General features: G+C 52.6%; 13 protein-coding genes. 5 read left to right on the top strand and 8 right to left on the bottom strand.

The features are described 5' to 3' along the window. Positions 1-228 precede the first annotated feature (228 nt). The 8 genes from C9I92_RS06155 to C9I92_RS06120 all read right to left on the bottom strand — a co-directional run bounded on the left by C9I92_RS06155 (position 229) and on the right by C9I92_RS06120 (position 7,471). Complete coding sequence (locus C9I92_RS06155; protein WP_047885091.1) at positions 229-1,038, bottom strand: EAL domain-containing protein; 810 nt, start codon at positions 1,036-1,038, stop codon at positions 229-231. Continuing rightward, positions 1,031-3,124: a flagellar biosynthesis protein FlhA gene (flhA, locus tag C9I92_RS06150; protein WP_047885092.1), complete on the bottom strand. Its 2,094-nt coding sequence runs from the start codon at positions 3,122-3,124 to the stop codon at positions 1,031-1,033. Before flhA ends, C9I92_RS06155 begins: the two co-directional genes overlap by 8 nt. Before the next feature lie 145 nt (positions 3,125-3,269). Next, complete coding sequence (gene flhB, locus C9I92_RS06145; RefSeq protein WP_047885093.1) at positions 3,270-4,397, bottom strand: flagellar biosynthesis protein FlhB; 1,128 nt, start codon at positions 4,395-4,397, stop codon at positions 3,270-3,272. Then, positions 4,394-5,170 (bottom strand): flagellar biosynthetic protein FliR, encoded by a 777-nt coding sequence (gene fliR, locus C9I92_RS06140; protein WP_047885094.1) that lies wholly within the window; start codon positions 5,168-5,170, stop codon positions 4,394-4,396. The genes flhB and fliR overlap by 4 nt, the downstream gene beginning before the upstream one ends. Continuing rightward, entirely contained in the window at positions 5,170-5,439 is a 270-nt protein-coding gene (gene fliQ / locus C9I92_RS06135) for a flagellar biosynthesis protein FliQ (RefSeq protein ID WP_047885095.1), read from the bottom strand. Before fliQ ends, fliR begins: the two co-directional genes overlap by 1 nt. Before the next feature lie 11 nt (positions 5,440-5,450). Next, the gene (fliP, locus tag C9I92_RS06130) at positions 5,451-6,191 is read right to left on the bottom strand and encodes a flagellar type III secretion system pore protein FliP (protein WP_047885171.1); all 741 of its coding nucleotides are present in this window, start codon (positions 6,189-6,191) and stop codon (positions 5,451-5,453) included. Positions 6,192-6,251: 60 nt separating this feature from the next. Continuing rightward, positions 6,252-6,629, bottom strand: coding sequence for a flagellar motor switch protein FliN (gene fliN, locus C9I92_RS06125; protein WP_047885096.1), 378 nt, complete (start codon positions 6,627-6,629; stop codon positions 6,252-6,254). After that, positions 6,626-7,471, bottom strand: coding sequence for a FliM/FliN family flagellar motor switch protein (locus C9I92_RS06120; protein ID WP_053061813.1), 846 nt, complete (start codon positions 7,469-7,471; stop codon positions 6,626-6,628). Before C9I92_RS06120 ends, fliN begins: the two co-directional genes overlap by 4 nt. Positions 7,472-7,964: 493 nt before the next feature. Between C9I92_RS06120 and C9I92_RS06115 the strand changes: the two genes are divergently transcribed. Genes C9I92_RS06115 through C9I92_RS06095 form a run of 5 tightly spaced genes read left to right on the top strand, consistent with a single transcriptional unit; the run spans position 7,965 to position 13,335 of the window. Then, on the top strand, positions 7,965-8,855 hold the full coding sequence (locus tag C9I92_RS06115) for a MotY family protein (RefSeq protein ID WP_084712541.1): 891 nt from the start codon (positions 7,965-7,967) through the stop codon (positions 8,853-8,855). After that, positions 8,855-10,216, top strand: coding sequence for a sigma-54-dependent transcriptional regulator (locus tag C9I92_RS06110; protein ID WP_047885097.1), 1,362 nt, complete (start codon positions 8,855-8,857; stop codon positions 10,214-10,216). Before C9I92_RS06115 ends, C9I92_RS06110 begins: the two co-directional genes overlap by 1 nt. Before the next feature lie 13 nt (positions 10,217-10,229). Continuing rightward, complete coding sequence (gene fliE, locus C9I92_RS06105; protein ID WP_047885098.1) at positions 10,230-10,616, top strand: flagellar hook-basal body complex protein FliE; 387 nt, start codon at positions 10,230-10,232, stop codon at positions 10,614-10,616. A 3-nt stretch (positions 10,617-10,619) separates the two neighbouring features. Beyond that, positions 10,620-12,338 carry a flagellar basal-body MS-ring/collar protein FliF gene (gene fliF, locus C9I92_RS06100; protein ID WP_047885099.1) on the top strand — a complete coding sequence of 573 codons (1,719 nt, stop codon included), beginning with the start codon at positions 10,620-10,622 and terminating at the stop codon, positions 12,336-12,338. Next, positions 12,310-13,335 carry a flagellar motor switch protein FliG gene (locus tag C9I92_RS06095; protein WP_047885174.1) on the top strand — a complete coding sequence of 342 codons (1,026 nt, stop codon included), beginning with the start codon at positions 12,310-12,312 and terminating at the stop codon, positions 13,333-13,335. The genes fliF and C9I92_RS06095 overlap by 29 nt, the downstream gene beginning before the upstream one ends. Positions 13,336-13,338: the final 3 nt, after the last annotated feature.

The raw sequence follows: 13,338 nt of genomic DNA, 5'->3' as shown, positions 1-13,338 counted from the left end.
AAAATAAATCTATAAATAACGGCGAGAGAATAGAATTGGTGAACCTGAGCGCAAATCCATGATAGTTAGTCAAAAAAAATTTAATGTTTTCCTTTAGATAATCAGAAAGGTTTGATGGAAGGCAGAGGCAGAGGCAGAGGCAGAGGCAGAGGCAGAGGCAGACACGGGGAGTGGCATTCAGAGCGAAAAAAAGCCCCGCTGACGGGGCTGAAAAAATGATGTGGCAGGTTAGTTGTTTGACGCTACCAGTCGCAGTGGCATCTCTCTGACCGTGCTTGGAATATCCCGGATATACCCGAAATAGTAGGACGCGCCGAGTGACCGGTAGTGGTGAAGATCCTGTCTTGTGCCAACACGACCTGCGATGAAATCAATCTGCTGTTCACGGGTGAAAGCGGCGATCGGCTCTAGTCCGTCGCGACTGGCCTCACTGGTTAAGGGCTGGGAAACTTTAATCGCGTCCGGGTGGAATGCGCGGGTATAAACCAGATGTTCACTGGGCGTGTTCAACTCGAACCAAAGCCTGTCGGATTGTGCCCGCAGCCAATGCAGTTGCTGCGTGAGGGCTGGCACTGGCGGGAGTGAGTGAATCAGCTGGATGCAGGGAATGATGTGCGCCATGGCTGCACTGTGCTGGCGGTAAATTTCTCGCAGAAATTGCTGTCCCTGCGGGCTGCTCACCGTCTCAGACTGCAAGGGCACGACAACGGCATGAATGGTGGCCGGACGATAAACATCCAGCTGACAACGGATCAGCCTTACTGCCAGATACAGGCTGTAGAGATCTAAGCTGATGCGCATGGTCTCTGACAGTGCAAAGCGGTAAACACTCTGCTCGCTGTTTCCGCCAAAGCGCAGGGTCAGATGCTGAAAATATTCGTCATCGCTTTGGGTATGCCGAATGGCCTGACAGACATGGCGGATGTCATTATAGCGCAGTGCATCCAGCACAATGCTGTCATCCTTGTGACTTACCGCCGCTGGCATCAGCCCCAGCACAAACGCGCGAAGTGTATTGAGTTGTGTGAGGTTATCCAAGGTTGCCTACCACGTTTATCTGTTTGTTTTCCGGAATTTCGTTATATGACAGCACCGCCAGTCCCTGGGCGAATGTGCGGGCATACCGTGACAGTAATGGTCGCAGTTGCGGCATCACCAGCAGAACCGGTGCCAGGCCCTGCTGTTTCAGCTGTTGGCGAATCAGCGGCAGATTTTGCTGGAACTGGCTCAGAATATTCGGCTCAATCGGGAAACTGTCGAGCATCACAGGTCCGCCTGCCTGAGCCTGTTGCAGCGACGTCATCAGCATCTGTTCCAGGTTATCGGAGAGGGTGTACACGCTCAGTTCCCGTTTGTCGCCATTGATCAGGTTCACCAGGGTTCGGCGCAGGCTGCATCGCACATCAGCGGCAAGCAGAATCGGGTCTTTGGTGTTTTCGCTGCTGTCGAGCATGGTGTTGGCGATGGTTCGAATATCTTTCAGGGGAACCTGATCCAGTAACAACTGGCGGAAAACTTTCAGCTGTTGTGCCGGGTTGAGTGCCGCGCTCAATGCCTCGGCCAGTTTTGGGGCCTGGTGAGCGAGACGCTGGTTCATCAGGTCGACATCGTCATGGGTGAACAGCTCGGCAAGGTGCGTTTTCATCACTTTGCTCAGATGAGTGGCAATCACGGTGGCATCATCCACAACCTGATAGCCCATGTTCAGCGCGCGCGCTTTGTCATCGTGTTGGATCCATACCGCTGGGAGCTGATAGGCCGGGTCACTGCCGAGAATACCGTCTATGTCACCATAGGTTTCCCCGACGGCAATCGCCATCAGGCGATCCGGTTCGATCATCCCCTGTTCAATGATTTCACCGTTGACCGACAAGGTGTACTGGTTAGGTTTCAGGCTCAGGTTATCGCGGATGTTGACTTCCGGCAGCAGATAACCGACCTGCTCGGACAGGTTTTTACGCACCCCGCGGATACGCTGGGTCAGTGGCGCACCCTGCTCTTTGTTGACCAGGTGCACCAGCCGAAATCCCAGAGCCAGTGACAGGCTGTGAATATGCGGAATATCGTCCCAGTTCAGTGGCTGCTCCTGATCGCGCTGCATGGCATCGGATATGGCCTGCACTTCGTCCAGCTGCGTGTCACGAACAGGGGCTTTGAGCTGACGCCAACCCGCAAAGGCCAGCACCGCAGAAAAAGAGAAGAAGGCCAGATGTGGCATGCCCGGAACCAGCCCGATCACCAGCATCACCCCGGCGACTGTGAACAGAGTCGCTGGGGTGGCCAGTAGCTGATTACGCATTGTCTCGGCCATGTCGTCATCGCTGTCGTTAACACGGGTGACGATAATGGCTGCGGCCGTTGCCAGTAACAGTGATGGGATTTGTGCGACCAGACCATCACCAATGGTCAACAGGGCATAGGTTTTAAAGGCATCTGACGCCCCCAGACCATGCTCGAACACCCCGATACTGATCCCGCCCAGAATGTTAATAAACAGGATCAGCAGACCAGCGATGGCATCGCCGCGAACGAATTTGGAAGCACCGTCCATGGAACCGTAAAAGTCGGCTTCATTCGCCACTTCCCGTCGGCGCTGCTTGGCGCGTTCCTGATCGATCAGACCCGCGTTAAGATCGGCATCAATCGCCATCTGTTTACCCGGCAGGGCATCCAGAGTGAAACGGGCAGCCACCTCTGAAATACGTTCACCACCTTTGGTAATCACGACAAAGTTAATGATCATCAGGATGACGAAAATCACCATACCGACCACATAGTTTCCGCCGATAACCACTTCACCGAATGCCTGAATGACCTTACCGGCCGCATCGCCGCCGTTATGGCCTTCCAGTAAGACAACCCGGGTTGAGGCTACGTTCAGGGTCAGACGCATCAGCGTTGCGACCAGCAGGATAGTCGGGAAAACCGAGAAATCTAACGGGCGTTTGGCTGTTGTACTGACCAGCAGAACCAGAATGGCCAGCACAATGTTGAAAGTGAACAGGGCATCGAGCAGCATCGGTGGCAGTGGCAGGATCACCATAGCCAGGATCATGAGCAAAGCAAACGGGATACCGATATATCCTTTGCTCGACTGTCGGAGTTGGGTTAGCCAATTAAACATGCGTAGTCCTTCTTACGGCGTTTCGTGCTGTAGTCAAAGTCAGCATCTTGTTATCTCTTGTCCGGTTGAATTGCGTTAATCTGGTTGCGTTACGTGGTTGGTGTTCAAACAAAGTCGGTCACTCTGTAAAGCACGACAGGAAGCGTCAATGCTGTAAATGTTTTGGAATGACAAATGTCGGCAACGGCTGAGGCTGATTGCCCTGGCCAGTTCGGAACGCCCTGAGTTGCAACACATAAGTGAGAATATGGGCGACAGCAATATACAGCTGACTCGGAATTGCTTGTTCCAGCTGGGTAGTGTGGTAAATCGAACGAGTTAGGGGCGGCGAGCTGAGAATCTCCACCCCATTTTCGCGGGCGATACGCTGAATGTGCATGGCGGTTTCATCGATTCCCTTGGCGACCACAAAGGGAGCATCTGCCAGCGCCGGGTCATACTTGATGGCAACGGCATAATGGGTCGGGTTGACGATCACCACGTCCGCCTGCGGCACGGTTTTTTCAATCTTACGGCGGGCGAACTGTTGCTGAATCTGGCGGATGCGTTGCTTCACTTCCGGACGCCCTTCGTTATTCTTAAATTCTTCTTTGAGTTCCTGCTTGGTCATTTTCAGCTGCTTGAGGTGCTCCCAGCGCTGGTAGGGAATATCAATCAAGCCAAACAGCAGCAGTGCCAGCCCCATCAGCAATACCCCGTCATACAGGATGACCATGATGGCAACTACGCCCTGCTCCAGCGGTAGTGACTGCATCCCCAGCAACTGAGCCAAGTGCTGATCCAGATAGAAATACAACAGCGCAAAAATGACCGTCACTTTCAGGGCTGATTTCAACAGCTCAACCAGCGAGCGGCTGGAAAACATCCGTTTGATACCCGCCAGTGGGTTGAGCTTACTGAGTTTAGGCAGTGCCCCGGCCGGGTAAAACAGCCATCCCCCCAGTACCAGTGAACTGGCGAAGGTGGCCACCAGGATGGCCGCAAACAACGGCAGCAACAGCTCAATGATAAGACCAAGACTCTGACCCAATTGTTCGATGGCCTGCCATGGGTTCTCCAGATCGGCATGGGTGAGTGCCATGTTAAAACGGAAGATGCCAGCCATGCTTTGCCAGATGTCGGCCAGTTGCGTCGAAAAATAGACGGCCACCACCAGAAAGATCACTGCAGTGGTGAAATCTTTGGCGCGGGGAATCTGTCCCTGCTCACGGGCTTTGCGGATTTTCTGGGGAGATGCCTTTTCGGTTTTGTCCTGGGCTGAATGGTCGCTCATACGCCTCCCGTCACAAACAGCTGGAGTTGTTCCAGTGTGGTATGAACCAGTTCGGTATAGCGTCCCGGCACCCCGCTGACAGACAGCAGGATACTGAACAGGCCGAGAATCATGGTCATCGGAAAACCCAGTGCGTACACATTGAGGCTGGGTGCGGCACGGTTCATAACACCAAAACTGATGTTAGCCAGCAGCATGGAAACGATGGCCGGTAACGCCAGCGCCAGCGCAGAAGCAAACATCCAGGTGATAAGATCAACGACATTGTGCAGGGACGGCATGGCCAGTCCCGAGCCGACCGGCCAAAGGTAGAAGCTTTGCACCAGAATATCGATCACCACCAAGTGGCCTTCCAGCGCAAGGAACAGCAGGGTGGAGAAGATCAGAAACATTCGCCCGAGAATCGCCACTGACAACCCATTGACCGGGTCATTCATCATGGCCATGCCGAGCCCCATCTGCAGAGAGACAATCTGCCCCAGCATTGTAAGTACGGTGAACAGCAAATGGATGATCAGGCCAAAGAAAATGCCCCATATCATTTGCTCGAACGCCAGTGCAATGGCTGACAGGGATAGCAGATCCACGGCTGGCATGGCAGGCATTAAGGGCGCCGTGATCACCGCCAGTGACAAGGCGAATAATGCCCGTACCCATAACGGGATGAGCGCATCCCCAAAAAACGGCATGGCCAGCAACGCTGCTCCAATTCGGAAAAACGGCCACCAGAACTGGCCCAGCCAGGCATTGAATTCCGCGAACGTGATGACCATCAGCCGATCATCCCGGGAATGTTGTGGAACAGGTAATCAAACAGCTCCATCAGGCGACGAAGCATCCAGTGGCCGGCGAAAATCACCATCAGCAGCGTGACAATCAGACGAGGCAAAAAGCTCAGGGTCTGTTCGTTAATCTGGGTTGCCGCCTGAAATACAGCAATCAGCAGCCCCACCACTAAGCCGGGCAAAACCAGCACCAGCACAATGTTGATAATGACCCATACAGCATCAGAAAACAGGGTAACGGCAAGTTCCGGCGTCATGTCATTCTCCCTCAGCCGAAACTGGCGGATAAGGTGCCCACGGTCATTGCCCAGCCGTCGACCAGGACAAAAATCACCAGTTTGAAAGGCAGGGAAATGATCAATGGCGACAGCATCATCATCCCCATTGCCATCAGCACACTGGCCACTACCAGATCGATGATGAGAAACGGGATAAACAGCATAAAACCGATCTGGAACGCCGTTTTCAGTTCGCTAATGACAAAGGCTGGTAACAGGACAGCAAATGAGACGTCCTCTGCTTTCTGATCAAGCGGCTCGTTGGCAATTCGCAGCATTTGCTCAAGGGCACTTTGCTGTGTCTGGTGCAGCATAAAGTCGCTGACCGGTTTCTCAGCTCTGTCAAAAGCCTGCATCAGGGTAATGTCTCCCTGATCGTATGGCACAAATGCATTGTGATACACGTCGGTCCAGACCGGGCGCATGATCAGTATGGTCAGCGCCAGGGCAATCCCGACCAGTACCCGGTTAGGCGGACTTTGTTGCAAGCCCAATGCCTGACGCAGAATCGCCAGAACAATAATGATTCGGGTGAAGCTGGTTGCCATCAGCAAAAAAGCCGGCAGAAAACTGAGTGCCGTCATCAGCAGCAAAATTTGCAGCTTAACGCTGTATTCCTGCTCAGTTTGTCCGTCAGTGACTGTTAGGAAGGACAAGCCGCCGTCACCGGCCAGAGTGGGAAAGCTGGCACTCAGCGCCAGCAATCCGATCAGGACACCACTGCCAATCATCAGGCGGCGTTTGGCCGCAAGGGAGACATTGAAAGGAGTCATTGTGGGTGTTGCCATCAATCAGTGTTCCAGGGAGTTGATTGGTGAATCCACCACATCAATCAGGCGCAGGCCATATTTTTCATTAACCACAACCACTTCGGCGTGTCCCATCAGCGAGCCGTTGACTTTCACATCCAGCGGTTCGCCATTCAGTTTGTCCAGTTCGATAACCGTGCCTTCTCCGGCTTTCATCAGCTCACCGAGAGAGATTTCAGTACTGGACACTTCCAGTGTCACCGTGACCGGAATTTTGCGGAAGAAGCTCAGATCCCGCTCAGGCATCGATGCCATGGCTGGCGCGGAGGCAGCCAGGTCGGTATCGAAATCTTCAAGTTGCAGATCATTGAAGTTCAAATCCTCGGCATTGAATGCGGTTTGTTCGTTCATCTCACTCATGAATGGGAATCCTTGGTTTCTTTCAGTATCAGGACCAGCTGACCGTTCTGATCAGCGACTTGTCCGTTGAATAAATGTTCCTGGCCAATACTGACCGGTGCCTGGGTTAGCAGATCGATCGGAATGATGTCGCCGGGTTGCAGGGCAAGAACCTGGCTGAGCGGCATGACCTTACGGCTTAACACGGCTTGCAGACTGACCGGGGTTTTTTCCAGGGCGTGACGGAATCGGTGGGGAATGGCCGGATCCTGGGGTTGCAGCTCCAGTTCATTGATCAGGGTTTGAATCAGATGTCCGTCAAGCAGCACGGACAATGTGCCGCTCTGGGACTCGCAAGTCAGAGTAAACCTGACTAGCAAACCCACATCGTTGCTTGGGATTGCCTCCATGCTCTGCCACATATCATCAGGCGCAATGGCATCGGCGATCAGGCGGCCAAGACGTTGTTGTAAACGCAGGTCACTGTTGGACAGAGCGATACCTGCAAGCGCACTTGTGTCTGACGCGTTTGCCCGGTGAATGGCCGCTCCGTAGAAGTGATCTGACAGGCCCAGCAGCGAGGCTTTTTCCAACTGAATGCTCAGCAGGCCGCCTTGTTGGTGACAAAATGTTGACGCTGTCTGCATCGCCTCGGCATGTTCAGGGAAATGTAAGGTTATCTCATTGAAATGAAATGATACGGAATAGTTCAGCAGCCATTTCTGAATCTGGTTTTGAATGCCTGAGACTGAACCTTCAAGAATCTTTCTGAGTTCCTCCCGTATCGTATGGATTGGCCTGCCCAACAAATCCGTATTCAGCGTCGGATATTGGTGGTCGCCCTCTAATTCAATAGATTTCATTTTTACATCCGGTTAATGATATGAAACTCATTTAGTTATTTTTATTATTAATATATATGTAACTAGAAAAGTTAATGCGGTCAGTCTACCCCGTCATTTTTATATTCAATGATATTACAAATTCAAATTTGTGACTTTAGTCCACATAATATAAAGCGTTAAGAATTATTGGTTTTCATCTTTTCCATTTAGTGCAATTTTTAGGTGCCTCACCAAATTAACCTTATAATTATTATGCAAATTGTTTAACTTATTGTTAATAAATGGTTTGTTTGTTTGGCTCCAATTGCCGTTAGGCTTATGAAATAAAATGAGAAGTGTCAAATTCTCGTCTCTGAGTGTCAATAATTCACGATTGGCAGGAAAAGGTGAGGGTTTTCTTATTGATTTATAAATCTGATGAAAATATTCAATCTCATTCATTGGTAAAACACTGAATGAATTTTGTACAGAATACTAATAAAGATGAAAAAGAATATGGGCAAGAGAGGGAATGCTCATGATTAATAAGTGCTGTAAGAATTCATGGATATTTCTTTTGGCATTTCAAGTTGGCCAGGTAAACGCTCAAAATATTGCAGTTCCTATTGATTTAGTTAAATGGGAATATAAAGGCGACCATTTTCAGTGTTTATTAAATCAAAAGATAAATAATTTTGGGCAGGTGTCATTTATCGCTGAACCAAGTCAGAAATTGGCTTTTAAAGTGGAAAGTTTTCAGCTGCCTCAATCCATTCAGATTGCCAAACTGTACCAGTGGGAATCGCCGTGGAGCCGCAACGAGCAGTTGCTGCCGGTCGGTGAGGCTCGCCAGGTATCCAATCATGAGCTGATTTTTAATGGCGCAATGGATGATGTGCTTCGAGCGATGTCTGAAGGCGCATGGCTTCAGCTGTCTGTTTCTTCGCAAACATTGGAATCTCCGGTACTGGTGCAGTTGCCGGGCGTTCACCTGCGTGACGCATTGACCGAATTCACGCGTTGCCGAGCCGCGTTGCCTGCAATGTCGTACCAGCAGGCAAGGGATTTAACCTTACCGTTTGAGTCCGGTCAGCGTGTTGCTTCATCGCAACAGCAGCAAATCCTGCGTGACATTGCAGAGTACGTCCGACTGGATAAATCGGTGAAGCGGATTCTGATTGACGGGCATACCGACAATGTCGGCTCTTCACTGGCGAATCTGCAAATTGCCAGAGTTCGGGCTGATGATGTGGCCAGTGTACTGGAAGAAGCCGGTGTGCCGGCATCGCTAATCCAGGTTCGTGCACACGGGGCGCGTTATCCCGTTGCCGGTAACGACTCGGAGCTGGGCCAGGCGAATAATCGCCGGGTGACCGTTCGTGTTATTCGTCGTCAGGACGATAAAGGGAGCCAGTCAGACTAATGCGCCACCAATCTATTCAACTCATAGAACCTGATTTTCATCTTGCCCGCCCGGTGATTGAAGTACTGGAACTGGCCGGTTATACCGTCAGTCATTTCACTTCAGGCCGGGCTGTTTTGCATAACCGGCTGGGGGGGATCACTCTGGTCAGCTCTAACTTGCACGACATTAGTCTGACCGAGTGGATTCGTCACAGCCAGCTGAATCCGGATGCCAAAGGTAACACGCCGGTGGCGATTGCTATTGTCGATCAGGATCAGGGACTGCTGGCGGCCGACGCGATGAAAGCGGGAGCCACTGATTACCTGCTAAGGCCGTTTGAAGCCTCGCAACTGCTGAGTTTATTGCAGCGGGTCGAAGCGCTGGAAAAACCCATGGACGATATCGTGGCGGAATCCTGGCGCAGTAAGCAGATACTGCAACTGGCGCACCGGGCTGCCTGTACCAGTGCCACCGTGCTGATCACGGGCGAATCAGGAACCGGAAAGGAAGTGTTGGCCCAGTATGTGCACCAGCATTCGCTGAGGGCAGATAAACCGTTTGTGGCGGTTAACTGTGCGGCAATCCCGGAGTCCATGCTGGAAGCGGTGCTGTTTGGTCACACCAAAGGGGCTTTCACCGGAGCTATCCAATCCCAGAGCGGCAAGTTCGAAGAAGCAAATGGCGGTACGATTTTGCTCGATGAAATCGCAGAAATGGCACCGGCGCTGCAGGCGAAGTTGCTGCGAGTACTGCAGGAGCGGGAAGTGGAGCGAATCGGCAGCCATAAATCCATTCAACTGGATATCCGGGTGATTGCTGCCACCAATAAAGATTTACGCAAAGCCGTTCAGGAAGGGACATTCCGGGAAGATCTCTATTATCGTCTGGATGTTCTGCCGCTGCATTGGCCACCACTTCGTGAGCGTCCGGAAGACATTCTGCCTCTCGGTCAATTCTTCATTTCCAAATACCTCGAGCAGGGCAACTGCCAGTTGTCGGAAGATGCACGCAATGCACTGGTGCAGTACCACTGGCCGGGCAATATTCGCGAACTGGAAAACGTTATTCAGCGTGCGCTGGTGATGCGTCATGGTGACTTCATTACGGCTCAGGATCTGATGTTGCCGGTGGAGGTGACGAAGGTTGAAGTCTTGAATGGACAGGCGCTGAGTCGACCGGCGGAAGCTGACAAAGGCCATAAAGAAGCGAAAAAAATGGCGGAGTTCCAGTACATTCTCGACATTTTAAAGCAGTTCGGCGGGAACCGTACCCAGACGGCTGAGGCGCTGGGGGTGTCGACCCGGGCGTTGCGATACAAATTGGCAGCCATGCGTGAGCAGGGAATAGACCTGGACGCTGAGCTTGGATCAGCCGCCTGAAAGGAGATGAAAAATGGCAAATAACACTTTAGTTCAGCTGGCTTCGTCTGAGCAGATGATGCTGAGCAAAATGCAGAATATGCAACAACGGATTGCGCCTGACTTTGTGGTGTCAGCAAATCCCCTCGATACCCGTATCGTGACGGAGAATCGGATCGCCGATGGAGCGCTCAACCCGCCGCTTTCCTTCTCCGGAGCCATGCGTCAGGTACTGGACAGTGTCAATGCCCATCAGGCGGATGCCAGTGCCAAAATGACCGCGGTGGAAACCGGGCAAAGTGACGATCTGGTCGGGGCGATGATCGCCAGCCAGAAAGCCAGTTTGTCTTTCTCGGCCCTGATGCAGGTACGCAACAAGGTCGTCGCCTCGTTCGATGAAGTCATGAAAATGCCGGTGTAAGTTATGTCAGAAGTTATTGCTCAACCTACTTCCGCCTCAGCACCGTCTGCTGAGGCTATGGTGGCCAGGGCCAAATCCCTGTGGCACAGCAACCAGCGAAATCTGGTTCTTTCTGCGGTGATGGCGGCGATTGTGGCGGCCATCATCGTTGTTGCATTGTGGAGTTCCAGCCAGAATTATCGCCCGCTCTACGGTCAGCAAGAGCGTTTTGATACCGGGGAGATCATCTCGGTACTGGAAGGGGAAGGTATCCCATACCGCTTACAGGAAGAAAATGGTCAGGTTCTGGTCGAGGAAGGCGAAGTGGCCCGTATCCGGATGCTGCTGGCGGCCAAAGGTATCAAGGCTAAGCTACCGACCGGGCTGGACTCCCTGAAAGACGACTCTTCACTGGGCACCAGCCAGTTTATGGAAACGGCCCGCTACCGCCATGGACTGGAAGGCGAGCTGGTTCGCACCATTATCGCGCTGGATGCCGTTAACAATGCCAGGGTGCACCTGGCGATTCCCCGTCAGACACTGTTTGTCCGACAGCAGGCGGAAGCCCCGTCAGCATCGGTCATGGTTGAGCTGAAAGCCGGGGAAGACCTGAAAAATGAACAGGTTGAAGCCATTATCAATTTGATTGTCGGCAGCGTTACCGGCATGAAAATGGAAAACGTGTCGGTGGTCGATCAGTACGGTCGCCTACTGAGTGCCGATATCGGCAGTGCTGAAGTCGGCAAGGTGAACGCCAAGTTCCTCGATTACCAGAAGAACCTCGAAAAGCAGGTGATTCAGCGCGCGGCAGATATGCTGACACCGATTGTCGGGCCAAGTAATTTCCGGGTTCAGGTCGCGGCGGATATGGATTTCAGTCGTGTGGAAGAAACCCGGGAATCCATTGATCCGTCACCGGTGGTTCGCACGGAACACAGCATCCAGAATAACTCGATTGATAAGATCGCACTGGGTGTGCCGGGTTCGCTGAGTAATAAGCCGCCTGTGACCGGCAAGGAAGATCCCAAAGACAGTAAAAACACTAACGAGCGCTCTGAAGTGAATCGCCAATACGCGCTGGGCAGCAGTGTGCGACATACCCAGCATCAGCAGGGTAAGGTCAATAAGCTGACCGTTTCCGTTCTGCTGAATGCAGCGGCGGCGCCAAACGGTACGGCCTGGACGGAAGAGGAAAAGCAGCAGATCAGTACCATGGTAAAAGATGCTGTTGGTATCTCTGCAGCGCGTGGCGACAGCCTCAGTCTGCTCAGTTTCAACTTTACCCCGATTGAAATCGATGCGCCGCCCGCCATTCCGTGGTGGCAGGATCCGACCGTGCAGCAGCCGCTTCGCTACGTGATTGGCGGGATTCTGGGGCTGGCCATGATCTTCTTTGTCCTGCGTCCCCTGATTGCTCACCTTACCGGGATTGATCGCCGCCGGACAGAGCTGGAATTTGCACCGCCGCAGGAAGAGCAGGACGATTATAACGCCGATGTGCAGACGCTGGCCGAGCGTGAGCATGAAAAACGCCTGAACCAGCGTCTGGCAGAGAAAGGGCTGGAAAGCACCAGCTCCGCACTGGATTCTCACCATGAACTGCTGTTGCCTCCACCGGGATCACCGCTGGAAATTCAGCTGAAACACTTGCAGCTGATCGCAAATGAAGAGCCGGTCCGGGTGGCCGAAGTCCTGAAACAATGGGTAAATGCAAATGAACAAAACACAAGCAAAAATGGCTGAGGCGAAGGCGTTCAGCAGCGTTGAAAAAACCGCTCTGGTTTTGCTTGGCATGGGAGAGGACGCTGCCGCGCAGGTGCTGCAGCACTTCTCTCGTGACGAAGTTCAGCGGGTGACGCGTGCCATGGCTAACCTCTCCGGCATCAAAAGTGAAAAAGCCAAAGGTGTGATTCAACGATTCTTTGATGACTTTCGTGCCCACAGCGGGATTCGCGGAGCGTCCAAAGAATACCTGTCCAACACACTGCGAAAAGCCCTGGGTAACGATCTTGCCAAGGGCTTGCTGAATAATATTTACGGCGATGAACTGCGTAACAATATCCAGCGTCTGCAATGGGTTGACCCGGAGGTACTGGCCAAGTTTATCGCGCAGGAACACCCGCAGATGCAGGCAATTTTCCTGGCTTATCTGCCACCGGAAAGCTCATCGCGGGTACTGTCGAAAATGCCGCCGGATTACCATGATGAACTGGTCTACCGGATTGCCCGCTTGCAGGAGATCGATCACGAAGTCGCGCGGGACTTGCAGGAACTGATTGAACGCTGTATCGACCATGTTTCTGTCAGTCACAGCGCACCGATCGATGGGGCGAAGCAGGCCGCTGACATCATTAACCGTTTCGACGGCGATCGGGGGCAGCTGATGGAAATGCTTAAATTGCATGATGAAAGCGTGGTGTCCGACATTGAAGAAAACATGTTTGATTTCATGGTGCTGGGACGTCAGCGCGACAACACCATGGATGTGCTGGTTCAGGCGGTTGCGGTTGAATTGTGGGCGATGGCGCTGAAAGGTTCGGAAATTCAGTTGCAACAGGCCATCAAACGCGCGATGCCGCAGCGGATGGTGAAGAACCTGGAAGATGAAATGGCCTTGAAAGGAGCAGTTCCACTGAGCCGGGTAGAAAAAGCCCGCCAGGACATCATGCAGATTGCGCGTGAAATGGCAGAAAACGGTGATATCGAGCTGCTGCTTTATCAGGAACAGACGGTGGAGTAACGG

It is taken from the genome of Photobacterium ganghwense, assembly GCF_003025595.1.
Classification (GTDB): domain Bacteria; phylum Pseudomonadota; class Gammaproteobacteria; order Enterobacterales; family Vibrionaceae; genus Photobacterium; species Photobacterium ganghwense.
The sequence above is the reverse complement of the archived record's forward strand: the minus strand, read 5'-3'. Positions and strand labels throughout refer to the sequence as shown.